This window comes from Pseudomonas frederiksbergensis, from assembly GCF_035751725.1.
Classification (GTDB): Bacteria; Pseudomonadota; Gammaproteobacteria; order Pseudomonadales; family Pseudomonadaceae; genus Aquipseudomonas; species Aquipseudomonas frederiksbergensis_A.
Window position 1 is genome coordinate 4,462,957 of record NZ_CP142104.1, and the last position, 26,983, is coordinate 4,489,939.

Annotated in this window: 25 protein-coding genes and 1 pseudogene; 11 read left to right on the forward strand and 15 right to left on the reverse strand. The window is 61.7% G+C overall.

Annotation, left to right across the window (positions count from 1 at the left end; all coding sequences use genetic code 11):
• Window positions 1–36: 36 nt before the first annotated feature.
• The 3 genes from VQ575_RS19835 to VQ575_RS19845 form a co-directional block, all read right to left on the reverse strand.
• Window positions 37–348 carry an amidase gene (locus VQ575_RS19835; RefSeq protein ID WP_325918281.1) on the reverse strand — a complete coding sequence of 104 codons (312 nt, stop codon included), beginning with the start codon at window positions 346–348 and terminating at the stop codon, window positions 37–39.
• Window positions 345–1,439 carry a serine hydrolase domain-containing protein gene (locus tag VQ575_RS19840; protein WP_039593268.1) on the reverse strand — a complete coding sequence of 365 codons (1,095 nt, stop codon included), beginning with the start codon at window positions 1,437–1,439 and terminating at the stop codon, window positions 345–347. Before VQ575_RS19840 ends, VQ575_RS19835 begins: the two co-directional genes overlap by 4 nt.
• A gap of 97 nt (window positions 1,440–1,536) precedes the next feature.
• A complete protein-coding gene (locus VQ575_RS19845; RefSeq protein ID WP_039593267.1) occupies window positions 1,537–2,409 on the reverse strand; it encodes an acyl-CoA dehydrogenase middle domain-containing protein in 873 nt (290 codons plus the stop codon).
• A gap of 154 nt (window positions 2,410–2,563) precedes the next feature.
• Between VQ575_RS19845 and olsB the strand changes: the two genes are divergently transcribed.
• The gene (olsB, locus tag VQ575_RS19850; RefSeq protein ID WP_039593266.1) at window positions 2,564–3,319 is read left to right on the forward strand and encodes an L-ornithine N(alpha)-acyltransferase; all 756 of its coding nucleotides are present in this window, start codon (window positions 2,564–2,566) and stop codon (window positions 3,317–3,319) included.
• Window positions 3,319–4,113, forward strand: a complete 795-nt coding sequence (locus tag VQ575_RS19855) for a lysophospholipid acyltransferase family protein (protein ID WP_039593265.1) — start codon at window positions 3,319–3,321, stop codon at window positions 4,111–4,113. The genes olsB and VQ575_RS19855 overlap by 1 nt, the downstream gene beginning before the upstream one ends.
• Before the next feature lie 51 nt (window positions 4,114–4,164).
• Here the strand turns inward: VQ575_RS19855 and VQ575_RS19860 are convergent, their stop codons facing one another.
• The gene (locus VQ575_RS19860) at window positions 4,165–4,749 is read right to left on the reverse strand and encodes an acyl carrier protein phosphodiesterase (protein WP_039593264.1); all 585 of its coding nucleotides are present in this window, start codon (window positions 4,747–4,749) and stop codon (window positions 4,165–4,167) included.
• Window positions 4,750–4,900: 151 nt separating this feature from the next.
• On the opposite strand from VQ575_RS19860, the gene VQ575_RS19865 reads away from it, so the two are divergent.
• The 4 genes from VQ575_RS19865 (at window position 4,901) to VQ575_RS19880 (ending at window position 8,276) form a co-directional block, all read left to right on the forward strand.
• Window positions 4,901–5,203: an ArsR/SmtB family transcription factor gene (locus VQ575_RS19865; RefSeq protein WP_039593263.1), complete on the forward strand. Its 303-nt coding sequence runs from the start codon at window positions 4,901–4,903 to the stop codon at window positions 5,201–5,203.
• Window positions 5,204–5,220: 17 nt separating this feature from the next.
• Complete coding sequence (locus VQ575_RS19870) at window positions 5,221–6,387, forward strand: MFS transporter (protein WP_039593262.1); 1,167 nt, start codon at window positions 5,221–5,223, stop codon at window positions 6,385–6,387.
• 33 nt (window positions 6,388–6,420) lie between these two features.
• Window positions 6,421–7,470, forward strand: a complete 1,050-nt coding sequence (locus VQ575_RS19875; protein WP_039593261.1) for an alkene reductase — start codon at window positions 6,421–6,423, stop codon at window positions 7,468–7,470.
• Between the two features lie 179 nt (window positions 7,471–7,649).
• Window positions 7,650–8,276 (forward strand): hypothetical protein, encoded by a 627-nt coding sequence (locus VQ575_RS19880; protein WP_039593260.1) that lies wholly within the window; start codon window positions 7,650–7,652, stop codon window positions 8,274–8,276.
• A 196-nt stretch (window positions 8,277–8,472) separates the two neighbouring features.
• Here the strand turns inward: VQ575_RS19880 and VQ575_RS19885 are convergent, their stop codons facing one another.
• Window positions 8,473–9,105, reverse strand: a complete 633-nt coding sequence (locus tag VQ575_RS19885) for a TetR family transcriptional regulator (RefSeq protein WP_198726584.1) — start codon at window positions 9,103–9,105, stop codon at window positions 8,473–8,475.
• 266 nt (window positions 9,106–9,371) lie between these two features.
• Here VQ575_RS19885 and VQ575_RS19890 point away from each other — a divergent pair, with 266 nt between their 5' ends.
• Genes VQ575_RS19890 through adeC form a run of 3 tightly spaced genes read left to right on the forward strand, consistent with a single transcriptional unit; the run spans window position 9,372 to window position 15,151 of the window.
• Window positions 9,372–10,529 carry an efflux RND transporter periplasmic adaptor subunit gene (locus VQ575_RS19890; RefSeq protein ID WP_039593258.1) on the forward strand — a complete coding sequence of 386 codons (1,158 nt, stop codon included), beginning with the start codon at window positions 9,372–9,374 and terminating at the stop codon, window positions 10,527–10,529.
• Window positions 10,530–10,532: 3 nt separating this feature from the next.
• Entirely contained in the window at window positions 10,533–13,697 is a 3,165-nt protein-coding gene (emhB, locus tag VQ575_RS19895; protein WP_039593257.1) for an efflux RND transporter permease subunit EmhB, read from the forward strand.
• Window positions 13,694–15,151 carry an AdeC/AdeK/OprM family multidrug efflux complex outer membrane factor gene (gene adeC, locus VQ575_RS19900; protein WP_039593256.1) on the forward strand — a complete coding sequence of 486 codons (1,458 nt, stop codon included), beginning with the start codon at window positions 13,694–13,696 and terminating at the stop codon, window positions 15,149–15,151. The genes emhB and adeC overlap by 4 nt, the downstream gene beginning before the upstream one ends.
• Before the next feature lie 78 nt (window positions 15,152–15,229).
• Here adeC and VQ575_RS19905 read toward each other — a convergent pair whose 3' ends face one another.
• Window positions 15,230–15,580 (reverse strand): DUF6124 family protein, encoded by a 351-nt coding sequence (locus VQ575_RS19905; protein WP_039593255.1) that lies wholly within the window; start codon window positions 15,578–15,580, stop codon window positions 15,230–15,232.
• 414 nt (window positions 15,581–15,994) lie between these two features.
• On the opposite strand from VQ575_RS19905, the pseudogene VQ575_RS19910 reads away from it, so the two are divergent.
• Together VQ575_RS19910 and VQ575_RS19915 are read left to right on the forward strand one after the other, a co-directional pair.
• A pseudogene (locus tag VQ575_RS19910) lies at window positions 15,995–16,093 on the forward strand (nucleoid-structuring protein H-NS); the annotation flags it as partial.
• Window positions 16,094–17,223: 1,130 nt separating this feature from the next.
• Window positions 17,224–18,477: an OprD family porin gene (locus tag VQ575_RS19915; protein WP_325918283.1), complete on the forward strand. Its 1,254-nt coding sequence runs from the start codon at window positions 17,224–17,226 to the stop codon at window positions 18,475–18,477.
• 149 nt (window positions 18,478–18,626) lie between these two features.
• Here VQ575_RS19915 and pcaC read toward each other — a convergent pair whose 3' ends face one another.
• From pcaC to VQ575_RS19960, 9 genes are all read right to left on the reverse strand, one after another.
• Complete coding sequence (pcaC, locus tag VQ575_RS19920; RefSeq protein ID WP_039593837.1) at window positions 18,627–19,019, reverse strand: 4-carboxymuconolactone decarboxylase; 393 nt, start codon at window positions 19,017–19,019, stop codon at window positions 18,627–18,629.
• 10 nt (window positions 19,020–19,029) lie between these two features.
• On the reverse strand, window positions 19,030–19,830 hold the full coding sequence (pcaD, locus tag VQ575_RS19925; protein WP_039593831.1) for a 3-oxoadipate enol-lactonase: 801 nt from the start codon (window positions 19,828–19,830) through the stop codon (window positions 19,030–19,032).
• A 12-nt stretch (window positions 19,831–19,842) separates the two neighbouring features.
• Window positions 19,843–21,207 carry a 3-carboxy-cis,cis-muconate cycloisomerase gene (locus VQ575_RS19930; protein ID WP_039593830.1) on the reverse strand — a complete coding sequence of 455 codons (1,365 nt, stop codon included), beginning with the start codon at window positions 21,205–21,207 and terminating at the stop codon, window positions 19,843–19,845.
• Window positions 21,208–21,251: 44 nt separating this feature from the next.
• Window positions 21,252–22,547, reverse strand: coding sequence for an MFS family transporter (locus VQ575_RS19935; RefSeq protein ID WP_039593829.1), 1,296 nt, complete (start codon window positions 22,545–22,547; stop codon window positions 21,252–21,254).
• A gap of 140 nt (window positions 22,548–22,687) precedes the next feature.
• Window positions 22,688–23,254, reverse strand: coding sequence for a protocatechuate 3,4-dioxygenase subunit alpha (gene pcaG / locus VQ575_RS19940; protein WP_039593828.1), 567 nt, complete (start codon window positions 23,252–23,254; stop codon window positions 22,688–22,690).
• Between the two features lies 1 nt (window position 23,255).
• Window positions 23,256–23,960 (reverse strand): protocatechuate 3,4-dioxygenase subunit beta, encoded by a 705-nt coding sequence (gene pcaH / locus VQ575_RS19945; protein ID WP_039593827.1) that lies wholly within the window; start codon window positions 23,958–23,960, stop codon window positions 23,256–23,258.
• Window positions 23,961–23,995: 35 nt separating this feature from the next.
• Window positions 23,996–25,201: a 3-oxoadipyl-CoA thiolase gene (pcaF, locus tag VQ575_RS19950; RefSeq protein WP_196304751.1), complete on the reverse strand. Its 1,206-nt coding sequence runs from the start codon at window positions 25,199–25,201 to the stop codon at window positions 23,996–23,998.
• Window positions 25,198–25,977, reverse strand: coding sequence for a CoA-transferase subunit beta (locus VQ575_RS19955; protein WP_039593825.1), 780 nt, complete (start codon window positions 25,975–25,977; stop codon window positions 25,198–25,200). The genes pcaF and VQ575_RS19955 overlap by 4 nt, the downstream gene beginning before the upstream one ends.
• Window positions 25,974–26,834 carry a CoA transferase subunit A gene (locus VQ575_RS19960; RefSeq protein ID WP_039593824.1) on the reverse strand — a complete coding sequence of 287 codons (861 nt, stop codon included), beginning with the start codon at window positions 26,832–26,834 and terminating at the stop codon, window positions 25,974–25,976. Before VQ575_RS19960 ends, VQ575_RS19955 begins: the two co-directional genes overlap by 4 nt.
• Between the last annotated feature and the right edge of the window lie 149 nt (window positions 26,835–26,983).

The window sequence follows — 26,983 nt, forward strand, 5'->3', positions numbered from 1 at the left end:
AACTGTCTTTGTAACCACAACGGCAGCCGGCAAACCTCAGGGTTCCAACCGACACCCCTGCCGCGCCCCCATCCACCGCGCACTGTGGCTACGCCCCAAGCCGTTGACGGTGATGCGTTTTGCTTCGACGGTCTCGAGCAAATCGCTGATCGGCACCGACTGCTTCACATAACCGCGGCAATAATCGGCCGGTTGCAGCATGACATAGCGACACGAACAGTATTGCTTAGCGGTATAGGCGCTGATGATGTCGGGAAACGCGCGCAACGCCACCCGCTCCAGCCAGACCCAACCGAACAGGCCGATGAGCAACAACGACATCATGGCCAGCAACACTTTGCGCGTCATGGCTGCACCGTCCCGGCGAAGGCCGCCATGGCACGCTTGAGCAGTTCGTCGTGGCGGTAGCTGCCGTCGCGGTCATCGCCGTAGCGCACGATCACCAGCCTCGCGCTGGGGATGACATACAGCGCCTGGCCCCAATGGCCCAGGGCGGCGAACGTATCCGGCGGCGCGTCGGGCCATGGGCGGATCGTCGGATCGGCGCCGCGATTGAGCCACCAGTGCCCGCCAGGCACGGCTTCGTCCTGGCCGGCCCGGAACCTGGCGAAAGGCTCGCGGTTGAATGTCACCCAATCCTTGGGAATCAATTGCCGATCGCCCCAACGGCCATCGCGTTGCATCAACAGGCCGACACGTGCCAGGTCCCGCGCGGTGAGGTAGGCGTAAGAAGAACCGACGAACGTGCCACTGGCGTCGGTTTCCCAGGTCGCATGATGGATGCCCAGCGGTTCGAAAAGGGCCGTCCAAGGGTAATCGGCATACTGCGCCGGGCCGACGATATTCTTCAGCGCTGCCGCCAGCAGATTGGTGTCGCCGCTCGAATAACGGAACACCTGCCCGGGCGGGCTGAAGCTGTCATGCCCGGCGGTGAACGCGGCCATGTCGTGGCGTCCGCGGGTGTAGAGCATCGCCACGACCGAGGAATTGAGCGGCGCGTATTCGTAGTCTTCCTGCCAGTCCAGGCCAGACGCCCAATGAAACAGATCGGCCAGGGTCATGTCCGGGTGTCGCTTCAACGGCGGGTAGTACTGGGCTGCCGGATCATCCAGGGCAAAGCGTTTTTCACCGTAGGCCACGCCGAACACCGTCGCCAGCAGGCTTTTGCTGATGGACCAGGTCAGGTGCGGAGTCTGCGCGTCAGTCGGACCGGCGTAGCGTTCGTAGACCAATCGACCGTCCTGGATAACGAGCAACGCGTCGGTGCGAATGCCTTGGCGGGTGGCATCATCCCTGGGCGCAAAAGCGTATTGCTCCAAGGCTTCGATGGACGGCCCGCTCGGGGCCTGGCCGGTCGGCCATTGTTCTCCTGGCCAGTCTTCGGCGCGGGCCGTCAGGGTCAGCAGCAAGAGCGTGAACAACAACCAGCCTTTGGACATGCACGGGGCTCGCAGAGGTGAACCTGCTGAGCCTAGCCAGGGTTGATGACAGTTTGAGGTTCTGGGTGTTGCCCCGGTGGGCGCGACGCTCGACCGGCTATCCCAACGCCTTGGCCAACCGCTTGGCCCGCGCCCCCGCCGCAATATCCATCACCCCTTTGTCCCGCACCCACATCTCGCGCCACGTTTGCGGCCCGGCGGCCAAGGCATCATCCAGTTCAGCCTCAAGCCCCTTGAACTGGACGAACAACCCACCCAGCAGCACATGCCCAGCGGCTCTGGATGGATGATGACGGCTCACCTCGGCGCAGCCCGCCAGCAGCGCCAGCAGACGCAATTGCAAGGCCTGGGGCCAATTGCATTCCTGGCCCACGCCATATAACCAGGCAGTCATGGCGCTGAGTACGTAAAGGTCTTCCAGTGTGCGGAACGGCTTGACGTACACATCCCAGCCATCGCCCGGCAGCAATTCGCACAATGCGCCATCCAGCAATACCCGGCCATGGCTGATGTCCGGCATCAAGGGAATGGCGGGGAGTTTTTCCAACGTCACGCCAGGTTCGCCGGGATAGACCACAGCCATGTTCAGTCGCGGTGCCTCGTCGGCAGCCTCGCTTCGCGCCGCGATCAACAGCCATTCGGCCGCATCGCCAGCGGTGACGAAATCCTTGCGCCCGCTCACTCGCAAGTCGGTCAGCCGGGTCTTCATATCGGCCGGGCGCAAGCTGCGCTGTTCGGTGGCACACAACGCACCGAGGCTTTGGGGCGCACTCGGCCAAAGCGCTCGCAACGCCGCTTGATAGCCCACCAGGAACGCCAGCCCCGGCGTGGCCATCGACCGCGCTCCGAGCACGGCCAACTCGAATGGCGTGACCGACCCCAGGCGCTGCATCAATGTGGCATGACCTTCCGCCAGATCCGCACAGGCAGGCAGCCGCTCGCTGCGTTCGATCAGGGTTTGCCAAGGCATCGGGGCCTCCTTCGCAGGCTGTCATATAAGCATCACCAAAGCTTCATGGCGATGACACCGGGGCTACATAGCCTGACTTTGCACAACATGGCTGCATAAAGAAAGTCGATTGGCTCAACCCAAGACGGGAGCACATCCCGCACGGAGATTCGCTATGACTCAGATCGCCCGCATCAGCGACACCGGCAATGAACGCCGCCTGCAAGCCGAACGCCTGATCGGCGCCCAGGCCTTGCAAGAAGCACAGGCCCTGCGCTTCAACGTCTTCAGCGGCGAGTTCAACGCCAAGCTCAAGGGCGCGGAGATGGGTCTGGACATGGATGACTATGATGTTCACTGCGCCCACATCGGCGTACGTGACTTGAACACCGGCCGCCTCGTGGCAACCACTCGCCTGCTCGATCACCAGGCCGCCAGCAGCCTGGGCCGGTTCTACAGCGAAGAAGAATTCAGCCTCAATGGCCTGGTCCATCTCCAGGGCCCGATCCTGGAAATCGGCCGCACCTGCGTCGACCCGGCCTACCGCAACGGCGGCACCATCGCGGTGCTCTGGGGCGAGCTGGCCGAGGTCCTGAACGAAGGCGGCTACAGCTACTTGATGGGTTGCGCGAGCATTCCGATGCAGGACGGCGGCATTCAGGCCCAGGCCATCATGCAGCGCCTGCGCGAGCGCTACCTGTGCACCGAACACCTGCAAGCCGTGCCGAAAAAGCCATTGCCGACCCTGGACGTACCGTCCAACGTCATCGCCGAAATGCCCCCGCTGCTCAAGGCCTACATGCGCCTGGGCGCGAAAATCTGCGGCGAACCTTGCTGGGATGAAGATTTCCAGGTGGCCGACGTGTTTATCCTGCTCAAGCGCGACGAACTCTGCCCGCGTTACGCCCGTCACTTCAAGGCGGCGGTCTGATGAGCCGGTTGCGGGTGTACGCGCGAATCGCGCGAGTGTTGCTGGTCGTTACCCTGGGCCTGGCCATGGCCAGTGTGTTCGGGTTGCTGGAACGCCTGGGACTCGCTCATTCGATGGTGCGCCGCCAGCGCTGGTCGCGTTTTTTCATGGCGCGGCTGACCAACGCCCTGCCCTTTCGCGTCACCGTCCACGGACAACTGCCGAAACAGCCGATGCTGTGGGTCAGCAATCACGTGTCCTGGACCGATATCCCGCTGCTGGGCATGCTCACGCCTCTGTCGTTCCTGTCCAAGGCCGAAGTGCGCACCTGGCCGGTGGCCGGATGGTTGGCGGCCAAGGCCGGCAGCCTGTTCATCCGTCGTGGCTCGGGCGACAGCCAGTTGATCCGCAAGCAGATGAGCCGTCATCTGGAGCAGGCCCATCCGCTGCTCATGTTCCCCGAAGGCACCACCACCGACGGCCGCACGCTGCGCACCTTCCACGGTCGCCTGTTATCGGCGGCCATCGATGCCGATGTGGCCCTGCAGCCGGTGGCCATCCGTTACCTGCGCAAGGGCGGACCCGATCTGCTGGCACCGTTCATTGGCGATGACGATCTGCTGTCGCACTTGATGCGACTGTTCGCCAATGACCTTGGCGATGTGGAAATCCATCTGCTGGAGCCGATTGCCTGTCACGGACAGGAGCGTGCGGCCCTGGCTTTCCAGGCACAGCAGGCGGTGCACAGAGCGCTGTTCGGCGAGATGCCCGAGAAGCAGCCAGTACCGGTGCGGCCGGCGGCGATTGCGGCCTGATCCATATCCGCATGGGCTCCCTTTAGGGAGCGAGCTTGCTCGCTTCCACAATCAATTCTGCGGCGTGGCTTGGTTTCGCGCAAAATCCTGCAGTTGCGGATAGAACAGCCGAAAGTCCTCGCTCAACGGCTCATAGAGCCGGACCAGCTCCCCCTTCGCCCCCGCCAGCTCCTCCGGCCGCGACAGGCGCCGCGAAATGCCGCGTAGCACCTGCTCGATCACCTCGAATTCCCGATAAGACCCCAGCCAGTCATCCGCGGCCATATAAGGTGCGATCTGCGCCAGGCGCCCGGGCAACTGCGGTTCGGTGGCGAGGACCTGGTAGACCCGGGAGGTGAAATCCATCAGCGGCCCTTCGCCGTACAACGTCCAGTCCCGCGCCAGGCAATGGTCGAAAAACACATCCAGCACGATCCCGGCATAACGCCGCCGCACCGTGGAAAAGCGCGACAAGGCGATGTCCACCAGCGGATGGCGATCGGTGTACATGTCGATGCGTCGATGCAGGGCAATCGCCGCTTCGATCTGCGGGTCGTACCGCCCTTGCAGCGGCCCCTTGACGAAATCGCCGTAAAGACTGCCGAGCAGTTGTTCCCGGCCAGGGCCGCCGAGGTGCAGGTGCGCGAGATAGTTCATGACGGGCAGCTTAGCACTGCCACGCCTATATCGTTATAACCCGATATAGCGATTTGTGCGGCCTTCAGATCAAATACATATTGGTATATCGCGAAGCAACGATTTAAGGTTCGCCTCATCGCGATATAGCGTTATTCATGTGAGCTGCCCCATGCCCCTCGACCTCGACGAAATAATAAAAGCCCTGGCACACCCAGTCCGGCGAGACATCCTCAACTGGCTGAAGGACCCCAAGGTCCAGTTTCCCGAACAGTTGCACAATCACGAATTCGGTATTTGCGCCGGCCAGATCGACCAGCGCTGCGGCCTGTCGCAGTCCACGGTCTCCGCGCATCTGGCGGTGTTGCAACGGGCGGGGTTAATCACCAGCCAGAAGGTCGGTCAATGGCACTTCTTCAAACGCAACGAGGACGTGATCCAACAGTTCCTCCAGCAAATGAGCCAAGAGCTCTGACCCGACAAGGATTCAACATGCCCCTTTCCCTCTTCATCCTGGCGCTGAGCGCCTTTGCCATCGGCACGACAGAATTCGTCATCATGGGCCTGCTGCCCGACGTGGCGGCGGACCTCGGCGTATCGATTCCTGGCGCCGGCTGGTTGGTGACCGGCTACGCCCTGGGCGTGGCGATCGGTGCGCCGTTCATGGCCCTGGCGACCGCGCGACTGCCGCGCAAGGCTGCATTGGTGGCGTTGATGGGGATCTTCATCGTCGGCAACCTGCTCTGCGCCGTTGCCAGCGACTACAACGTGCTGATGTTCGCCCGAGTCGTCACCGCCCTCTGCCACGGTGCGTTCTTCGGCATCGGTTCGGTGGTGGCCGCCGGCCTGGTGGCGCCCAACAAGCGTGCCTCGGCCGTGGCCCTGATGTTCACCGGCCTGACCCTGGCCAACGTGCTTGGCGTACCGCTGGGCACCGCACTGGGCCAGCAAGCTGGCTGGCGTTCCACCTTCTGGGCCGTGACGATCATCGGGGTGATTGCCTTGATCGGCCTGATCCGCTTTTTGCCGGCCAAGCGCGACGAGGAAAAACTCGACATGCGTTCCGAGTTGGTGGCGCTCAAGGGCGCTGGCTTGTGGCTGTCGCTGAGCATGACCGCGCTGTTCTCCGCCTCGGTATTCACCCTGTTCACCTACGTCGCCCCGCTGCTGGGCGAAGTGACCGGAGTATCGCCCCGTGGCGTGACCTGGACCCTGGTGCTGATCGGCCTCGGCCTGACCCTGGGCAACATCATTGGCGGCAAGCTCGCGGACAAGAGCCTGGCGAACACGCTGATGGGCGTCTTCCTGACCATGGCCGTGGTGTCCACCGTACTGAGCTGGACCAGCGTGGCGCTCATCCCCACTGAGATCACCCTGTTCCTCTGGGCCACCGCCTGCTTTGCCGCCGTGCCCGCCTTGCAAGTCAACGTGGTGACCTTCGGCAAGGCCGCGCCCAACCTGGTGTCCACCTTGAACATCGGCGCCTTCAACATTGGCAATGCCCTGGGCGCCTGGGTCGGCGGCACTGTCATCGACCATGGCCTGGGCCTGACTACCGTGCCCCTCGCCGCCGGCGCGCTGGCCGTGCTGGCACTGCTGGTGACCCTGATTACTTTCCGCCAGGGCGGCCATGCCGACCTGGCACCTGCCACTCACTGATTTTTAACCCCTTCACTTGCGAGGTTGTATTTCATGGCAACAATTTTCGATCCCATCAAACTCGGCGATATCGAGCTGAAAAACCGCATCATCATGGCCCCGCTTACGCGTTGCCGCGCTGACGCCGGACGCGTACCCAACGCCTTGATGGCCGAGTACTACGTGCAACGCGCTTCCGCCGGCCTAATCCTCAGCGAAGCTACTTCGGTTACGCCGATGGGCGTGGGTTACCCGGACACCCCGGGCATCTGGTCCAATGACCAAGTACGCGGCTGGTCCAACGTGACCAAGGCAATCCACGGCGCCGGCGGCAAGATCTTCCTGCAACTGTGGCATGTGGGCCGGATCTCCCATCCTTCCTACTTGAACGGTGAGCTTCCGGTGGCGCCGAGCGCCATCCAGCCCAAGGGTCACGTGAGCCTGGTCCGCCCCTTGGCCGACTACCCAACGCCGCGTGCATTGGAAACCGCTGAAATCGCCGACATCGTCGACGCCTACCGCGTCGGTGCCGAGAATGCCAAGGCAGCCGGTTTCGACGGCGTGGAAATCCACGGTGCCAACGGCTATCTGCTCGACCAGTTCCTGCAAAGCAGCACGAACCAGCGCACCGACAACTACGGCGGCTCCCTGGAAAACCGTGCCCGCCTGCTGCTGGAAGTGACCGACGCGGCGATCGAAGTCTGGGGCGCCGGCCGGGTTGGCGTTCACTTGGCGCCACGCGCAGACTCCCATGACATGGGCGATGAGAACCGTCTGGAAACCTTCAGCTACGTGGCTCGCGAGCTGGGCAAGCGTGGCATCGCCTTTATCTGCTCCCGCGAGAAGGAAGGTGACGACAGCATCGGCCCTCAACTCAAACAGGCGTTCGGCGGCCCGTACATTGCCAACGAACGCTTTACCAAAGAGAGCGCCAATGCGTGGCTGGCCGAAGGCAAGGCTGACGCCGTGGCATTCGGCGTGCCGTTCATTGCCAACCCGGATTTGCCGGCACGCTTGAAAGCCGACGCGCCATTGAACGAGCCGCATCCGGAAACGTTCTATGGAAAAGGCCCAGTGGGCTATATCGATTACCCGGTACTTTGATAACCCGTTAAAACAACAAAGCCCTGACACTTTGGTCAGGGCTTTTTTATTCAGTTAAATATTCAGTCAAGCATTGGCGCTTTCCGGGATTCCTTGAATATTCCATATTGATGCGGCACACACATCAACCGATCGAGTGTGCCCACCATTAATCACTTTATATTGAGATGGAACTCGACATGAATCCCGCTATTGAAAACGCCCCTCAGGCAGACACAAGTCCTTTTGAAGAATTGCTGAAAAATTTCAATTACGCGCCTCTGGAGGTCTTGCGCAAATATGCAGCCTCTCTCGGCACGGACGATCACATGGAGCTGCTCAGGGCCCTGGCCATGCAGGCGCAAATGAAAGACGAAGTAGACAACAAGGTAGAGATCTGGGAAAGAGAAGACCTTCATCGAAACAAAACCCGTCTTATCATAAGGATCAACAACTACACCCATCACGCCTTTGCAGCACGCACGGACAATCTCGACCTGAGTGTCGACGAGCGAAACTTCATTGACCTGCGCCCCTGGGATTGCATGACATTTAAAATCGACTACACGTACATCAGGGAACTGGGCAGCCGCAGCAAAGATATTTATAGAAGCTTCATTGACTTCGGCGACGACGCACTGGGTTTGCGCTTCGACTTTGGCTTGCGCGTGAATACGTCCTTTGGCTTTTTCTCGCCGACACTGACTCCCGTCCGAACAGCGAGGGCGATGTCCACTGGCACGACCCCGGTCAACTGTTCGACGCGCATCACCCACGCGCCGAATGCAGAGCCTTACCGTTTTACAGTGGAACTCACACTGACCTGAAAAAAGCAGCCCCGCCAACAGGCTTGGTGGGGCGCCGACCAGCCCGTTCGGGCTGACGGGGCGACTTCGCTTCCTGAAGGAAACAAATTTCCTACAAAATTCGCCGTCGATTGCCTGTTAACCACGGCAGCGTCGGTTTATAACAGCACCCTTGCGCTCAGTATTGACACATACCGACGTAATTACGCATTTTGTTTCATTTGCGCAGGCTAGGGCTCAGGTGCAGCATGTCCAGCCCGATCTCCACCCACCGTGCGGCGTCATCCGCCAGGGCGAAGCTATCGGGGGCCAGCAGCCACTGGTACAAAATGCCATCGATGTAGGCATGCATGGCAACTGCCGCCCGTTCGGGGTCCAGATCATCCGGCAACTGGCCGCGTTTCATCGCATTGCGCAACGACAGGGCAATGCGCACATTGCAGTCGAGGCTGACTTCGCGTCGCTGCTGGCGCAAGTCGCACATTTCATCGGTGAATTCGCACTTATGGAACAGGATCTCATTAATGCGGCGGGTTTTCGGGTCCAGGGCCACTTGCTGGAACAACCGGATCAACAGCTTGCGAATACAGCCCAGCGGGTCAAGCTCCTCCTCACTTTCACTGGCACGAGCCAGCTCATCGAGCGGTTCGTGGAGGGTATCGAGCATCGCCTGGAGCAGGTCCGCCTTGTTGCTGAAATGCCAATAGATGGCCCCACGCGTTACCCCGGCCAATGTCGCGATGTCAGCCAGGGTCGTACGCGCCACGCCACGCTCGAAAAAAGCCTTTTCGGCCGCTTCGAGGATCTGGCTGCGAGTCTCCTGGGCTTCCTCTTTGGTACGACGAACCATGGCAGTAAACACCTCAAATCAGGATGCGTAAGCAATGCGTAAGAATCGGCAAGACAATCTGTAGGACAGCGTCTGTCAAAATGCGTCCCCAATCCGCACCGGCCTTTGTCAGGCTTTTGTAAATTCGGATGGTACGCAATTTTGCTGTTTACAAACAACCGTGTACGTAAGTATATTTCTTAGCATCCTACTAATTGCTTATCTCGCTCTTTTTTCACCTTCCACTTTCGAGCGCGCCTGTTACGCGCCTGGACCCGAGGATTTCCATGCAATTCAAGCCAGCTGTTACCGCTCTGGTCACTGCCATCGCCCTGGCATCGCTGCTCAGCGGATGCAAAAAGGAAGAGGCTGCGCCTGCTGCTCCCCCTCCTCAGGTCGGCGTCGTAACCCTCAAGACCCAACCCTTTACCCTGACCTCCGAACTGCCGGGCCGCACCAGTGCGTTCCGCGTCGCGGAAGTGCGCCCGCAAGTCAACGGCATCATCCTCAAGCGCCTGTTCAAGGAAGGCGCCGACGTCAAGGCCGGCCAGCAGCTGTACCAGATCGACCCCGCCGTCTATGAGGCCAACCTCAAGAGCGCCGAGGCCAACCTGCGTTCCACCAAGTCGATTGCCGATCGCTACAAGCAACTGGTTGACGAACAGGCTGTGAGCCGCCAGGAGTACGACACCGCCGTGGCCAATCGCCTGGAGTCGGAAGCCAACCTGCAGACTGCGCAGATCAACGTGCGCTACACCAAGGTCTATGCGCCGATCTCGGGTCGCATCGGCCGTTCTTCGGTGACCGAAGGCGCGCTGGTGAGCAACGGCCAGACCGATGCCATGGCGACCATCCAGCAACTGGACCCGATCTACGTCGACGTGACGCAGAGCTCCGTCGAGCTGCTGAACCTGCGTCGCGAACTGGAGAGCGGTCGCTTGCAGAAGGCCGGCGAAAACGCCGCCACGGTCAAGCTGACCCTCGAAGACGGCAGCCAGTATGCCCATGAGGGCAAGCTGGAATTTTCCGAAGTCTCGGTCGACCCGACCACCGGTTCCGTGACCCTGCGCGCCGTGTTCCCCAACCCTGACCACACCCTGCTGCCGGGCATGTTCGTCCACGCGCAATTGCAGGCCGGTGTGAACAGCGCGGCGATCCTGGCACCGCAACAAGGCGTGACCCGCGACCTCAAGGGCTCGCCGACCGCCATGGTCGTCGGTGCCGATAACAAGGTCGAACTGCGTCAGCTCAAGGCCAGCCGCACCGTCGGTAACCAGTGGCTGATCGAAGACGGTCTCAAGGCCGGTGATCGCCTGATCACCGAAGGGTTGCAGTACGTACGGCCAGGGGTGGAAGTCAAAGCCACCGAAGCCACCAACGTTGGCGCAAAGAACCCGGCCCCCGCTCAGGCAGCTGACAAAGCCGCCGGCGGCAAAGGGGAGTAAACCATGTCGAAATTTTTTATCGACCGTCCGATTTTCGCCTGGGTGATCGCCTTGGTGATCATGCTGGTCGGCGCGCTATCGATCCTCAAATTGCCGATCAACCAGTACCCGAGCATCGCGCCGCCGGCCATTGCGATCCAAGTGACCTACCCGGGCGCGTCCGCGCAAACCGTGCAGGACACCGTGGTCCAGGTCATCGAGCAGCAGCTCAACGGCATCGACAACCTGCGTTATGTGTCGTCGGAAAGTAACTCCGACGGCAGCATGACCATCACCGCGACCTTCGAGCAAGGCACCAACTCCGATACCGCGCAGGTCCAGGTACAGAACAAGCTGAACCTGGCCACACCGCTGTTGCCGCAGGAAGTGCAGCAACAGGGCATCCGCGTGACCAAGTCGGTGAGAAACTTCCTGATGGTGATCGGCGTGGTTTCGCGCGATGGCAGCATGACCCGCGAAGACCTGTCCAACTACATCGTGTCCAACATGCAGGACCCGATCTCGCGCACCAAGGGCGTCGGTGACTTCCAGGTCTTCGGTGCCCAATACGCGATGCGGATCTGGCTCGACCCGGCCAAGTTGAACAAATTCAACCTGACCCCGGTGGACGTGAGCACCGCTATTTCGGCGCAGAACGTCCAGGTCGCGTCCGGCCAGCTCGGCGGCCTGCCCGCCCTGCCCGGCCAGCAATTGAACGCGACCATCATCGGCAAGACCCGCCTGCAGACCGCCGAGCAATTCAAGGCGATCCTGCTCAAGGTCAACCCGGACGGCTCGCAAGTGCGCGTCGGTGACGTCGCCGATGTGGCTCTGGGCGGTGAAAACTACAGCATCAACGCCCAGTTCAACGGCGCCCCGGCTTCCGGCCTGGCGGTGCGACTGGCGACCGGTGCCAACGCACTCGACACGGCCAAGGCCCTGCGCCAGACCGTCGACGATCTCAAGCCGTTCTTCCCGCAAGGCCTGGAAGTGGTTTTCCCGTACGACACCACGCCGGTGGTGAGCGAATCGATCAAGGGTGTGATTGAAACCCTGATCGAAGCGGTCGCGCTGGTGTTCCTGGTGATGTTCCTCTTCCTGCAGAACTTCCGCGCCACCATCATCACCACGATGACGGTGCCGGTGGTACTGCTGGGCACTTTCGGGATCCTGGCCGCGTTCGGCTTCAGCATCAACACCTTGACCATGTTCGGCATGGTGCTCGCCATCGGCTTGCTGGTGGACGACGCCATCGTCGTGGTGGAAAACGTCGAACGGGTAATGAGCGAAGAAGGCCTGTCGCCCAAGGAAGCCACCAAGAAATCCATGGGCCAGATCCAGGGCGCCCTGGTGGGTATTGCCCTGGTGCTTTCGGCGGTATTGCTGCCGATGGCGTTCTTCGGCGGCTCCACCGGTGTGATCTACAAACAGTTCTCCATCACCATCGTCTCGGCCATGGCCCTGTCGGTACTGGTCGCCCTGATCTTCACCCCGGCCCTGTGCGCCACCATGCTAAAGGCCATTCCCAAAGGCGAGCATGGCACGCCCAAGCGTGGTTTCTTCGGCTGGTTCAACCGCAACTTCGACCGTGGCGTTCGCAGCTACGAGCGCGGCGTGGGCAACATCCTCAAGCACAAGGCCCCGTACCTGCTGGCCTACTTGATCATTGTCGTGGGCATGGTCTGGCTGTTTACCCGCATCCCGACCGCGTTCCTGCCGGAAGAAGACCAGGGCGTGTTGTTTGCCCAGGTGCAGACACCCGCCGGCTCGAGTGCCGAGCGCACCCAGGTGGTGGTGGACAATATGCGAGAGTTCCTGCTGCGCCCGGGCAAGGACGGCGGTGAAGGTGACGGCGTGGCCTCGGTGTTTACCGTGACCGGCTTCAACTTCGCCGGTCGTGGCCAAAGCTCCGGCATGGCGTTCATCATGCTAAAGCCGTGGGACGAGCGAAACGCCGACAACACCGTATTCAAGATTGCCGCCCGCGCCCAACAGCACTTCTTCACCTTCCGCGACGCGATGGTGTTTGCCTTCGCTCCGCCAGCGGTGATGGAGCTGGGTAACGCCACTGGTTTCGACGTGTTCCTGCAGGACCGCGCCGGCATCGGTCACGACAAGCTGATGGAAGCCCGCAACCAGTTCCTGGGCATGGCTTCGCAAAGCAAAGTCCTCGCCCAGGTGCGTCCGAACGGCCTGAACGACGAACCGCAGTACCAGCTGGAAATCGATGACGAGAAGGCCAGTGCCCTGGGCATTACCCTTTCGGATATCAACAACACCCTGTCGATTGCCCTGGGCAGTAACTATGTGAACGACTTCATCGACCGGGGCCGGGTGAAGCGCGTCTACGTTCAAGGCCAGCCGGATTCGCGGATGAGTCCCGAGGACTTGAACAAGTGGTACGTACGCAACAGCGCCGGGACCATGGTGCCGTTCAGCGCCTTTGCCAAAGGCGAATGGACCTACGGTTCGCCGAAACTGGCCCGCTACAACGGCGTGGAGGCGATGGAAGTCCTGGGTGCCCCGGCGCCGGGTTATTCCACCGGTGAAGCCATGGCCGAAGTCGAGGCCATCGCCCAGAAGCTGCCGGCCGGTGTCGGCATCTCCTGGACAGGCCTGTCGTATGAGGAACGCCTGTCGGGTTCCCAGGCCCCTGCCCTGTACGCGCTCTCGCTGCTGATGGTATTCCTCTGCCTGGCGGCGCTGTATGAAAGCTGGTCGATCCCGATCGCGGTCATGCTCGTGGTGCCCCTGGGGATCATCGGTGCCCTGCTGGCGACCAGCTTGCGTGGCCTGTCCAATGACGTGTACTTCCAGGTGGGCTTGTTGACAACCATCGGCCTGGCGGCAAAAAACGCCATCCTGATCGTCGAGTTCGCCAAGGAACTCCATGAACAAGGCCGGACCCTGGCGGAAGCCGCCATCGAAGCCTGTAGGATGCGTCTGCGGCCGATCATCATGACGTCCCTGGCGTTCGTCCTCGGCGTCGTCCCGCTGGCAATTTCCACCGGCGCCGGCTCGGGCAGCCAGCACGCCATCGGTACCGGCGTGATTGGCGGTATGCTCACCGCAACCATCCTGGCAATCTTCTGGGTGCCCTTGTTCTTCGTGACCGTGTCGTCGTTGGGTCGTCGCAAAAATATCGACCAGGACGATACTCCTGAAACTTCCAAAGAGGCTGGCCAATGAGCAAGTCGCTACTCTCCCTGACCATCGCCGCCGTCGTGCTCAGCGGTTGCTCGCTGATTCCCGACTACCAGCGGCCCGAAGCACCGGTCGCGGCGCAATACCCGCAAGGCCCGGCCTACGAGTCGGCCAATGCGCCCGGCCAGGCCGCCGCCGAGCAGGGCTGGAAGCAGTTTTTCCATGACCCTGCGCTGCAACAGCTGATCCAGGTCGCCCTGGAGAACAACCGCGACCTGCGCGTCGCCGCGTTGAACATCGACGCCTACGCCGCGCAATACCGCATCCAGCGCGCGGACCTGTTCCCGGCGGTCTCGGCCACCGGTTCCGGCAGCCGCCAGCGGGTGCCGGCGCGGGCTTCGCAAACCGGTGAAGCGGCGATCAGCAGCTCCTACTCGGCAACACTGGGGATCAGCGCGTACGAGCTGGACCTGTTCGGTCGCGTCCGCAGCCTGAGCGAGCAAGCGTTGCAAAGCTACTTCGCCACCGAAGAAGCCCGCCGCAGCACCCAGATCAGCCTGGTGGCCAACGTCGCCAACGCCTACCTGACCTGGCAGGCCGACAAGGAACTGCTCAAGTTGACCCAGGAAACCCTGGGCACCTACGAGCAGAGCCTGAAACTGACCTCCCGCAGCGCCGAAGTCGGCGTGGCCTCGGCCCTGGACCTGAGCCAGGCGCGTACGGCAGTAGAAAACGCCCGCGTGCAACTGGCCCGCTACACCCGCCAGGTGGCACAGGACGAGAACAGCCTGACCCTGCTGCTGGGCACCGGCCTGCCGGCCAACCTGAGCACCCAGCCGCTGAGCGATGACCTGCTCAGCGAAGTGCCGGCCGGCCTGCCGTCGGACCTGCTGCAACGTCGTCCGGACATCCTCCAGGCCGAACGCAACCTGCTTGCCGCCAACGCCAACATCGGCGCCGCGCGGGCCGCGTTCTTCCCGAGCATCAGCCTGACGGCCAACGCCGGCACCCTGAGCCCGGACCTGTCCGGCCTGTTCAAGGGCGGCTCGGGCACCTGGACCTTCGCGCCGCAAATCAACCTGCCGATCTTCAATGCCGGCAGCCTGCGGGCGAGCCTGGATTACGCCAAGATCCAGAAAGACATCAACGTCGCGCAGTACGAGAAGTCGATTCAGACGGCGTTCCAGGAAGTCTCCGACGGCCTGGCCGCGCGCCAGACCTACAACGAACAGTTGCAGGCCCAGACCGATTTCGTCGCCGCCAACCAGGACTACTACCGCTTGGCCGAGCGTCGCTACCGCATCGGTGTCGACAGCAACCTGACCTTCCTCGACGCCCAGCGCCAGTTGTTCAGCGCGCAACAGTCGCTGATCACCGACCGCCTTGCGCAACTGACCAGTGAGGTCAATTTGTACAAGGCATTGGGCGGTGGTTGGAATGCCGAGACGGGCAAGAACGAACCGGTGGCGGAGAAAGCGCCACCGATGAAATTGTTCTGATTTGATGTCTGAACGTTGAAACACGAAGCCCACCGGAAGGTGGGCTTTTTGTTTGTGTGTGTTTTAACCGCGACTTGGTTAACGCGGGTCGACGATATCCAGCGCTCGATTGGCCAACAGCTCACTCAAGTCAATCATCTGCACCACGCCGAGCGCGACATGCCGCCGCGAGCCTTCCAGATCGAACGCCAGGTCGTTGACCATGGCACTGGCTGAGGCCAGGGTTTCGCTGAGATTTGCTAGCAGGCACTCGGTGTCGAGGGTATCGATGACGGTGAAAACTTGAGTTGAGGTTTTGGGTTTGGGATCAGGGTGGGTGCCCAGATGGTAATCGAGTGCTCGGTCTGCGGCCTCTTGGAGCTTTTCCGGATCGGGGTCGTTGTAGGGGAAGGCGGATTCTGATGTTGAAGAAGGATGATGTCTTTTCATAGCGGCGCTCCTGTATCAATTGGAGCCCGAAACGTTGGGTCCGGGCGCTGGCGCCTGACGAATTCGGCGGGCTTGCAGTCCCGCTCGCTGAATGGGCAGCGACACGAACAAGCTAGAGATATCGCTTCCGAGCGGCAACCTTAAAACCTCGTCGGAAAAGTCGTCGCGTCCGTCAGACCGGCCACAAATCTTGTGGGAGCGAGCTTGCTCGCGACGCCCTGCTTTTGTTGGCTGGGTATATATCCATTTCTGCGGTAACGGCCGCTGGCGGTTCCGCCCTTACGGCGGCTCACTTTTTTTCAGACGCCAAAAAAAGTAAGCAAAAAAGGCTTCGCCCCACCACTCGGTGCCTCGCCTAGGCTCGGCATCCCCGCACTCCGGCCTTGCTCCGTGGGCCGCCGCGAAGGGCCATCCATGGCCCAGCGCGGCTACCTCGGCATCCATGCCGAGGTACCCACTGCGCAAGACCTACGTGCGGCCATCGTGGTTAATGGGGCGCCCCAGATCAAGATCAAGGTCAAGGTCAAGGTCAAGGTCAAGGTCAAGGTCAAGGTCAAGGTCGAGGTCAAAAGCCAAAGCCAAAGCCAAAGCCAAAGCCAAAGCCAAAGCCAAAGCCAGGCGGCCAGAGAGCCTGCCTGGTTTTGGTGAGGACCGCATTTCTCCTGTGCGAGCCTGCTCGCGAAGGTGGTGGCTCAGCCACATAGATCTGCAAGTGCCCCCTTGCTCTTGCTCTTGCTCTTGCTCTTGCTCTTGCTCTTGCTCTTGCTCTGCTTTTGATCTCGACGCCCCGTTAACCACGATGGCCGAACGCAGGCATTGTGGAGTGGGCATCCCGGCATGGATGCCGGGATAGCCGCGCTGGGCCATGGATGGCCCTTCGCGGCGGGCCCACGGAGCAATGCCGGAGTGAGGGAACACCTCGCCTAGGCGAGGTGCCGAGTGGTGGGGCAAGCCTTTTTTGCTTACTTTTTTTGGCGTCTGAAAAAAAGTGAACCGCCGTAAGGGCGGAACCATAAGTGGCCGTTACCGCAGGAATGGATATGTACCTGATCAACAACCTTGGGCGGCCGTAAGATCGCTATCGCGAGCAAGCTCGCCACAGGAGGTTGGCGTTCAACCGAAACCAGATCGGCAGTCCAGATCCTCGAAAACCGACCCTGCCAGTTAAAAACTGTTACCTATGTGAGTGAACTGATTTGTAACCTATGTGGGTGAGTCATATCCCCGAGCCTTTTTTGCTTACTTTTTTTGGCGTCTGAAAAAAAGTGAGCCGCCGTAAGGGCGGAACCGCCAGCGGCCGTTACCGCAGAAATGGATATGTACCCAGCCAATAAAAGCAGGGCCGACCGTCAGGCTGCCTTCGCGAGCAGGCTCGCTCCCACAGGACCCTCATCCAGCCAACTAGTGCTTTTGCCGTTCGATAATCGCCCAAAACCCGCAAACAGCAATTGAACCGATCCCGGGCCGCCCTTCACCATCGCTCGCACAAAACCAATAACAACAGGTTCGACGCCATGTCCCTACGCCCTGCACCGTCCGGCTGATCCTCGGTCGCTTTAACAACCTGGCCCAACTGTACCGTTCGCAACCCAAAAGATGCGGCAACAACTCGCTTCGTCCACTAAAAATAAGAGACAACGCCCATGAAGCCCACACAGCACCTGTTCCCCAGCCTCATCGCCGTCGCCCTGAGCAGTACCGCCCTGCCCATCATGGCGGCGGAATCGGGGTTTGTCGAAGACGCCAAAGCCACCCTGAACCTGCGCAACTTCTACATCAACCGCAACTTCACCAATCCGGACAATGCCCAGGGCAAAGCCGAAGAGTGGACCCAGAGTTTCATCCTCGACGCCAAGTCCGGTTTCACCCAAGGCACCGTCGGTTTCGGCGTGGACGTACTGGGCATGTACTCGGTCAAGCTCGACGGTGGCCGTGGCACTGCAAACACTTCCTTGCTGCCGATCCATGACGACGGCCGTCCGGCCGATGACTTCGGTCGCCTGGGCGTGGCCCTGAAGGCCAAGGTCTCCAAGACTGAACTGAAGGTCGGCGAGTGGATGCCGGTGCTGCCGATCCTGCGTTCCGACGATGGTCGTTCCCTGCCCCAGACCTTCCGTGGCGGCCAGGTGACCTCCACCGAAATCAACGGCCTGAGCCTCTACGGCGGCCAGTTCCGTGGCAACAGCCCGCGTAACGACGCGAGCATGGAAGACATGTCGATGAACGGCCGCGGTGCGTTCACCTCCGACCGTTTCAACTTCGGCGGCGGCGAATACGCCTTCAACGAAAAACGCACCCAGGTCGGTGTCTGGTACGCGGAACTGTCCGACATCTACCAGCAGCAGTATTTCAACCTGACCCACAGCCAACCCATGGGCGACTGGACCCTGGGCGCCAACCTCGGTTACTTCACCGGCAAGGAAAACGGCAGCGCCCTGGCCGGCGACCTCGACAACAAAACCGCCTTCGCCATGCTCTCCGCCAAATACGGTGGCAACACCTTCTACGTCGGCCTGCAGAAAGTCGGCGGCGACGATGCCTGGATGCGCGTCAACGGCACCAGCGGCGGCACCCTGGCGAACGACAGCTACAACTCCAGCTACGACAACGCCAAGGAAAAATCCTGGCAAGTGCGCCACGACTTCAACTTCGCGGCTGTCGGCGTGCCGGGCTTGACCCTGATGAACCGCTACATCAGCGGTGACAACGTGCACACCGCCACCGTCGATGATGGCAAGGAATGGGGTCGCGAGAGTGAGCTGGCCTACACCGTGCAGAGCGGTGTGCTGAAGAGCCTGAATGTGAAGTGGCGTAACTCGACGATGCGTCGGGATTTCAGCACCAATGAGTTCGATGAGAACCGATTGATCGTCAGCTATCCAATCAGTTTGCTGTAAAGCTGACGTGGTGGGCCAGTCGGCATTGATGTTGGCTTATCTATCGCTATCGCGAGCTTGCTCGCGATGACTTTGGCACATCCAATATCATCGCTAACTGGCACACCGCTTTCGCGAGCAGGCTCGCACACAGGGATCGGGGAAATGTCTTAATCCCGCGATTCGACGCCCAGTTCATCCCAGACCGACTCGGCCAGATGGAAAGTGGCATTGGCCGCCGGAATGCCGCAATAAATGGCGCTCTGCATGATCACTTCCTTGATCTCGCTACGGCTCACGCCATTGTTGGCGGCGGCGCGCAGGTGCAGCTTGAGTTCTTCGTTGCGGTTCATGCCGATCAACATGGCGATGGTGATCAGGCTGCGGGTATGGCGCGGCAGGCCCGGGCGGGTCCAGATGTCGCCCCAGGCATGGCGGGTGATCATCTCCTGGAATTCACTGTTGAATTCGGTCAGGGCATTGAGGCTGCGATCGACATGGGCATCGCCCAGCACGGCGCGGCGCACTTGCATGCCTTCGTCGTAACGTTGTTTCTCGTCCACAAAAAACTCCTCAGGCACGGCCAGAATCAAGCAGGAAATCCAGCACCCGCGCGCTGAAAGCAGCGCCAGCCTGGACGTTGGACAGGTGCGCGGCATGGAACTCGGCGTATTCGGCGCCACTGACGCGCGCTTGGATAAAGTGCCCGCCCGACGGCGGCGTCACCGCATCTTCGGTGCCTGCCACGACCAACAACGGCACGCGGATCGACGACAGTTGCTCGCGCAAATCGGCATCACGCACCGCCGCGCAGTTGGCCGCATAACCCTGGGGCGAGGTCGCAGCCAGCATGTCGGTGATTTTCTTTACCGCCGCGGGATGCGCCTGGGCGAAGTCCGGCGTAAACCAGCGGCCAATCGAGGCGTCACGCAGCGCCACCATCGCCGCTTGGCCGTCGCGCAGCACGGTTTCGATGCGCGGGTTCCACACCGATGGGTCGCCGATCTTGGCTGCGGTGTTGCAGATCACCAGTTTGAGCAGCCGCTCGCCGGCGTTGATTCCCAGCCATTGACCGATCAACCCGCCCATGGACAAGCCACAGAAATGCACCTTGTCGATATTCAACTGATCAAGCATCGCCAGCACATCGCGACCCAGTTGTTCGATGCTGTAGGGGCCTTCGGTCACCAGCGACTGGCCATGACCTCGCGTGTCGAAACGCAGCACACGAAAGTGTTCACTGAAGGCCGGGATCTGCTCGTCCCACATATGCAGGTCGGTGCCCAGGGAGTTGGAGAGCACCAGCACTGGTGCATCTTCCGGCCCGTCCAATCGGTAGTTCAGATCGCCCTCGGCGAGTTTGACGAATCCCACAACAATCTCCTTTCAGGCGTTCAAGGCAAGGTGTTCGGCCACGGCCCGGGCGACCCAGGTCCGGGCTTGTCCCAGGTAATGGGCCGGGTCGAGCAGGCGGTCCAGCTCGGTCGCGGATAACTGTGCGGTGACTTGCGGTTCATCGCCGAGCACAGCGCGCAGATGCCGCTGTTCGGCCACGGCGCGCTTGCAGCATTGTTCAAGCAGATGATGCGCGGTATCACGCCCCACACGCTGGGCCAGGACGATGCTCACCGCTTCAGCCAGCACCAGCCCTTGGGTCAGTTCCAGGTTGCGGGCCATGCGAACGGCATCCACCTCCAGCCCGTCGGCCAGCAGGCGCGCCTGTTGCAGCGCGCCCGATACCAGGCAGCAGATCTCTGGCAGGGTTTCCCATTCGGCGTGCCACAGGCCCAGGCTGCGCTCGTGTTCCTGGGGCATGGCGCTGAACAGCGTCGACAGCAGGCCAGGCACCCGTGTTGCCGCGCCGATCAGCACGGCAGCTCCCACGGGGTTGCGCTTGTGGGGCATGGTGGACGAACCGCCCTTGCCCGCCGCAGAGGGTTCGAACGCTTCGCCGGCCTCGGTCTGCATCAACAAACTCATATCGCGCCCCAGCTTGCCCAGGCTGCCGGCGATCAGGCCCAGCACCGCACCGAACTCCACCAGGCGATCGCGCTGGGTGTGCCACGGCTGTTCCGGCAGGTCCAATTGCAGCTCGGCAGCCAGCGCCTCGGCGACCGGCAGAGCATGTTCACCCAAGGCAGCGAGCGTCCCGGACGCGCCGCCGAATTGCAGCACCAGCAAGCGCGGCTTGAGTTCGCGCAAGCGTTGGCGACTGCGGGTGATTGCCCCCAGCCAACCGGCGATCTTCATGCCCAGGGTCACCGGCGTGGCGTGTTGCAGCCAGGTGCGTCCGGCCAGCGGCGTCGCGGCATAACGTTCGGCTTGTCGGGCCAGGGTGATCGCCAGTTGCGCCAACTCATACTCGATCAGGCCCAACGCCTGGCGCAGTTGCAGCACCAGCCCGCTGTCCATTACATCCTGGCTGGTGGCGCCCAAATGCACGTAACGCTCAGCTTCGGCGCTGTCGGTGGCGATGCGCTTGCCCAACGCCTTGACCAGCGGGATCGCCGAATTGCCGGCGCTGGCAATCGCTTCGCTCAACGCCGAAAAATCGTACAGCTGGGCACGACAGGCGTTCTCGATCGGCGCCACGGCGTCCTGGGGTATCAACCCCACTCGCGCTTGTGCCCGGGCCAATGCAGCCTCGACATCCAGCATGGCTTGCACCCGCCCCGCATCGCAGAACACTTCGCGCATGTCGCGGGCGGTGAAGTAGGCATCGAACAGCTGATTGCCCGGTCGTTCGCTCATAAACAATCCTTGGGTGCGCCGGCCTCACGGCCGGCGCGGTTGGGTCAAAGGTCGTGGTGCAAATACGCCGGTTGCTTGGGCAGGCGCAGGCTGAACAGAAACGCCACCACCATCATCACCGTGACATACCAGTAAAAGGCGTTTTCCATGCCCTGGGCCTTCAGGCTCAAGGCGACGTATTCGGCCGATCCGCCAAAAATCGCATTCGCCACCGCGTAGGCCAACCCTACTCCCAGCGCGCGCACTTCAGGTGGAAACATTTCGGCTTTCACCAAGCCGCTGATGGAGGTGTAGAAACTGACGATCGCCAGCGCCAGCGTGATCAGGACGAATGCCAGGAACGGGCTGCTGATGCTTTTGAGCGTCAGCAGGATCGGCACCGTGCACAGCGCGCCCAGGCCACCGAACCAGAGCATCGAATTACGCCGGCCGATCTTGTCCGCCAGCATGCCGAACAGCGGCTGCATGCACATATAGAGGAACAGCGCGCCGGTCATGATGTAGCTGGCGGTCTTGGCGTGCAGGCCGGCGGTGTTCACCAGGTATTTCTGCATATAAGTGGTGAAGGTGTAGAAAATCAGCGAACCGCCGGCGGTGTAGCCCAGTACGGTGATGAACGCCGCCTTGTGGTCGCGAAACAACGCCGCGATGCTGCCGGCGTCCTTGTTTTCGCGCATTTCCTTGCTGCTGGTTTCTTTCAGCGAGCGGCGCAGGAACAGGGAAATCAACGCCGCCACGGCGCCGACCACGAACGGGATCCGCCAGCCGTAGGCACGCAATTCGTCTTCGTTGAGAAACTGTTGCAGGATCACCACCAGCGACACCGCCAGCAGTTGGCCGCCAATCAACGTCACGTACTGGAACGAGGCAAAGAAGCCGCGCTGGCCTTTCAGTGCGACTTCGCTCATGTAGGTGGCGGTGGTGCCGTACTCGCCGCCCACCGACAGGCCTTGCAGCAAACGAGCGAACAACAACAGCACCGGCGCCCAGACGCCGATGTCGTTGTAGGTGGGCAGGCAGGCGATGAGCAACGAGCCGAAGCACATCATCAGCACTGAGATCATCATCGAATTCTTGCGCCCGTGACGGTCCGCCACCCGGCCAAAAATCCAGCCACCGATGGGCCGCATCAGGAACCCGGCGGCGAACACACCTGCGGTGTTGACCAGTTGCACGGTGGGGTTGTCCGACGGGAAGAACGCCGGCGCGAAATAGATCGCGCAGAATGCATAGACATAGAAGTCGAACCATTCGACCAGGTTGCCGGATGAGGCACCGACGATGGCGAAGATGCGTTTGCTGCGCTCCTCACCGGTGTAGTGGCTGATTGGGGTGGTCATAGGCTATTCACTCGTTGGGGACTGACGACGTCTAGACACACTTCGTAACAGTCCCGTTCCACAAACAGGCTTTCAAGCACCGCGCCGCCATCGCGAGCAAGCGCGCTCTCAGAGCGGTGCGCCCTCGCCACGGGTTTCAATCAGTAATCGAAGAACACCGTCTCGGCATCCGTGCCCTGCAGGATCACATTCCACTGATACATCCCCGACGCATCCGGCTTGGCGATGATGGTGCCGCGACGCTCCTCGGGCACGCAGGCCAGCAGCGGGTCAGCTTCGTTGGCCTGTTCACCGTCAAAGTAGATCCGCGTCAGCAAGTGCTTGACCAACCCGCGAGCGAACACCAGCACCACAAGATGCGGCGCCTGGGTCGTACCGCCCAACCCCGGCACAGTGCCCGGCTTGATGGTGGTGAAGCGGAAGCGCCCTTCGGCATCCACCGGCACCCGGCCGAAACCTTCGAAGTGCGGGTCCAGGGGTTTGTCCTGGTCATCTTCCGGATGGGCGTATTTGCCGGCGGCGTTGGCCTGCCAGACTTCCAGCATCGCGTCGTTGACGAATTGGCCATTGCCATCGACCACCTGCCCGGTGATCGCCACGCGCTGGCCGAGGGTCTGGGCGTCGGTCAGGTCTTCACGGTTCAGCCACGTCAGGCCGATGTGGTAGTAAGGCCCGACGGTATGGGATGTAGTGGCGTTGAGCGTCATCTTATTTCTCCATCGGCGTGGCATCGCGGCCGCGCAAGACGATGTCCCAGCGATAACCGAGGGCGTAGTGAGGGACGGTTTTTTCCAGGTCGAAACGGGCGATCAGGCGTTCCTTGGCACGGGTGTCCGGCACGCAGTTGTAGATCGGGTCGTATTCCAGCAACGGGTCGCCCGGGAAATACATCTGCGTCACCAGGCGCGTCAGGATACTCGGCCCGAACAGTGAAAAATGGATATGGGCCGGGCGCCAGGCGTTGTGGTGGTTGCCCCACGGATAGGCGCCGGGCTTGATGGTCTGGAACTGATACCAGCCATCGGCGTCGGTGACGGTGCGACCAGTGCCGGTGAAGTTCGGGTCCAGCGGCGCGTCATGGTTGTCGCGGTCATGGTTATAGCGACCGGCGGCGTTGGCCTGCCAGATCTCCACGAGGATGCCCGGCACCGGCTGGCCATGCTCATCCAGCACGCGTCCGTGGATGATGATCCGCTCGCCGAGCGGCTCACCGGCATGCTGGGCGGTCAGGTCGTGGTCCTTTTCCTTCAGGCGATCAGCACCTACGGTCGGGCCGGTAATTTCCGACAGCGAATGGGGCAAATACACCAGCGGCTTCGACGGCGAGCGCAGGTTGGTGGACTGGTAGGACGGGTGCAGGTACTCCGGCTGAGTGCCCGCTTGCGGGCGACGGTAACCAGGCTTGTCAGTCATGAAGCATTCCTCGGTTCTTATTAGTAGAGCGACCGTCAGACGCGTTCGATCGCCAGCGCCAGACCTTGGCCGACGCCGACGCACATGGTCGCCAGGCCTTTCTTGCCGCCCGTTTTTTCCAATTGATGCAGCGCCGTCATCACCAACCGCGCCCCGCTCATGCCCAGGGGATGGCCGAGGGCGATGGCGCCGCCGTTCGGGTTGACCTGCGGCGCATCGTCGGCCAGCCCCAGGTCCCGCAGCACCGCAAGACCCTGGCTGGCAAACGCTTCATTGAGCTCGATCACATCAAAATCCGCCACCGCGAGGCCCAGACGTTCCGTGAGCTTGCGCACCGCCGGCACCGGGCCGATGCCCATCACCCGTGGCGCAACGCCGGCGCTGGCCATGCCCAGCACTTTGCCGCGCGGCGTCAGGCCATGTTTTTTCACCGCTTCGGCCGATGCCAGGATCAGTGCCGCCGCGCCATCGTTGACTCCCGAAGCGTTGCCGGCGGTGACAGTCTTGTCAGCGCCATTGACCGGCTTGAGTTTGCTCAAGGTCTCCAGGGTGGTGTCCGCACGGGGATGCTCGTCCTGCTCGACCACGGTTTCGCCTTTTTTATGGGCGATGCGCACCGGCACGATTTCCTCGGCGAAAAAACCGCATGCCTGGGCCGCTGCCGCCCGTTGCTGGCTGCGCACGGCGAAAGCATCCTGATCGGCGCGGGAGACTGTGTAATCGTCAGCCACGTTATCCGCTGTCTGCGGCATCGCGTCCACGCCGTACTGGGCTTTCATCAATGGGTTGATGAAGCGCCAGCCGATGGTCGTGTCTTCCAGCTTCATGTTGCGGGAAAACGCCGCGTCGGCCTTGCCCATCACGAACGGCGCGCGGGACATCGATTCAACACCGCCGGCGATGGCCAGTTCCATCTCGCCGCAGGCAATGGCGCGGAACGCGGTGCCGATGGCGTCCATGCCCGAGGCGCAGAGGCGATTGACGGTCACGCCGGGAATGCTTTCCGGCAGGCCCGCCAACAGCAGCGCCATGCGCGCCACGTTGCGGTTGTCCTCGCCGGCCTGGTTGGCGCAGCCGAGAAACACCTCGTCCACTGCGTTCCAATCTACCGATGGGTTGCGCTCCATCAGTGCCTTGATCGGCACCGCCGCCAAGTCATCGGCACGCACGGCGGCCAAACCGCCACCAAACCGGCCGATGGGGGTTCGAATCGCATCACAGATATAAACGTCGCGCATCATGCTTCTCCCGGTGTCTGGCCATGGGCCGACGCGGTACGGGCTTCGAGGTCGCGCAATGCGCGCAGCTCCACTTCGGTCGGCTCGGCGGTAGTCTGCACCTGATCGGCGAAACGGATCGCCCACCCGGTGGCCGCAATGACTTGCTCGCGGGTGACGCCGGGATGCAGGGAGGTGACCACGAATTCATGGCTGCCGGCCTCCGGCTCCATGATGCACAAGTCAGTGATGATCCCTACCGGGCCGGCGCCCGGCAGGCCCAAACGCTTGCGCGAATCGCCGCCTTCGCCGTGACCGACCGAGGTGATGAAGTCCAGCTTGTCGACAAACGAACGCGCCGACTGCTTGAGGATGATCAGCACGCTCTTGGCGGAACCGGCGATCTCCGGCGCGCCACCGGCACCCGGCAAGCGCACTTTCGGTTGATGGTAGTCGCCCACCACCGTGGTGTTGATGTTACCGAAACGGTCGACCTGGGCCGCGCCGAGGAAACCGACGTCGATACGTCCGCCCTGCAACCAGTAGCGAAAAATCTCACCGGTCGGGACGACGGTGTCGGCGGTTTCAGCCAGTTCACCGTCGCCGATGGACAGCGGCAATACGCTGGGCTTGGCACCGATCGGGCCGGATTCGTAGATGAGGACTACATCGGGTGACGAAGTCAGCCGCGCCAGGTTGGCCGCTTTCGACGGCAGGCCGATGCCGACGAAGCACACGGCATTGTTCTTCAAGCGCCGCGCCGCGGCGACGGTCATCATTTCGTTGGTGGAGTAGCTCATGGTTTCACCTGCGAAGCGGCTGCCAATCGGGCCTGGAATTCACTGAAGTCCCGGGTGCCATGGATGTATTCGTTGATCCATGCGGTAAAGGTCTCACGGTCCCGGGCGATCGGATCCCACGCCTGGTAGAAACGGTTGTCACGTTCGGTGTAACCGTGGGCGTAGGACGGATGAGCACCGCCGGGGACGTGGCACACGGCGCTCAATGCCCAGGTCGGCAGCACGCAGGCGTTCATCGGCGCGTTCAGGTCGTCGACGATTTCCTCCACGGTGACGATGCAACGCTTGGCAGCCAGGGCGGCTTCTTTCTGCACGCCGAGGATGCCCCACAACAGCACGTTGCCCCTGCGGTCGGCTTTCTGCGCGTGAATCACCGTAACGTCCGGACGCACCGAAGGCACGGCGGCCAGGACTTCACCAGTGAAGGGACAGGTCACGCTCTTGATCAGCGGGTTGACCTTCGGCAGGTCGGAACCGGCGTAGGCTCGCAGCACCGCGAACGGTAGGCCGGAGGCGCCGGCGACGTAGGCATTGGCCAGGTCGGCGTGGCTGTGCTCCTCGATTTCCAGTGAGTGCGGCCATTGTTTTTCCACCGCGTCACGCAACCGGTGCAACGAGCCCACGCCAGGGTTGCCCCCCCAGGAAAAAATCAGCTTGCGAGCACAACCGGCGCCGATCAATTGGTCATAGATCAGGTCGGGCGTCATGCGGACCAGGGTCAGTTCTTTTTTGCCCTGACGAATGATTTCATGACCCGCCGCTGTCGGGATCAAGTGGGTGAAGCCTTCGAGCGCGACGGTATCGCCGTCGTTGACGAATTGCTTCACCGCGTCGTGCAGCGAAAGGATTTCAGCCATGGGGCAGGCTCCCGTTTTCCAGTAGACCGACATGAAGAAGCAGCGCGAGATCAAGCGCCGGAGTGGCTGAAGATTAAGCTTCGGGAAGACGGCAAAACAATCCGATAATCGACACAGTGTGCGTTTATCGAACAGATTGTTGTTTGGCT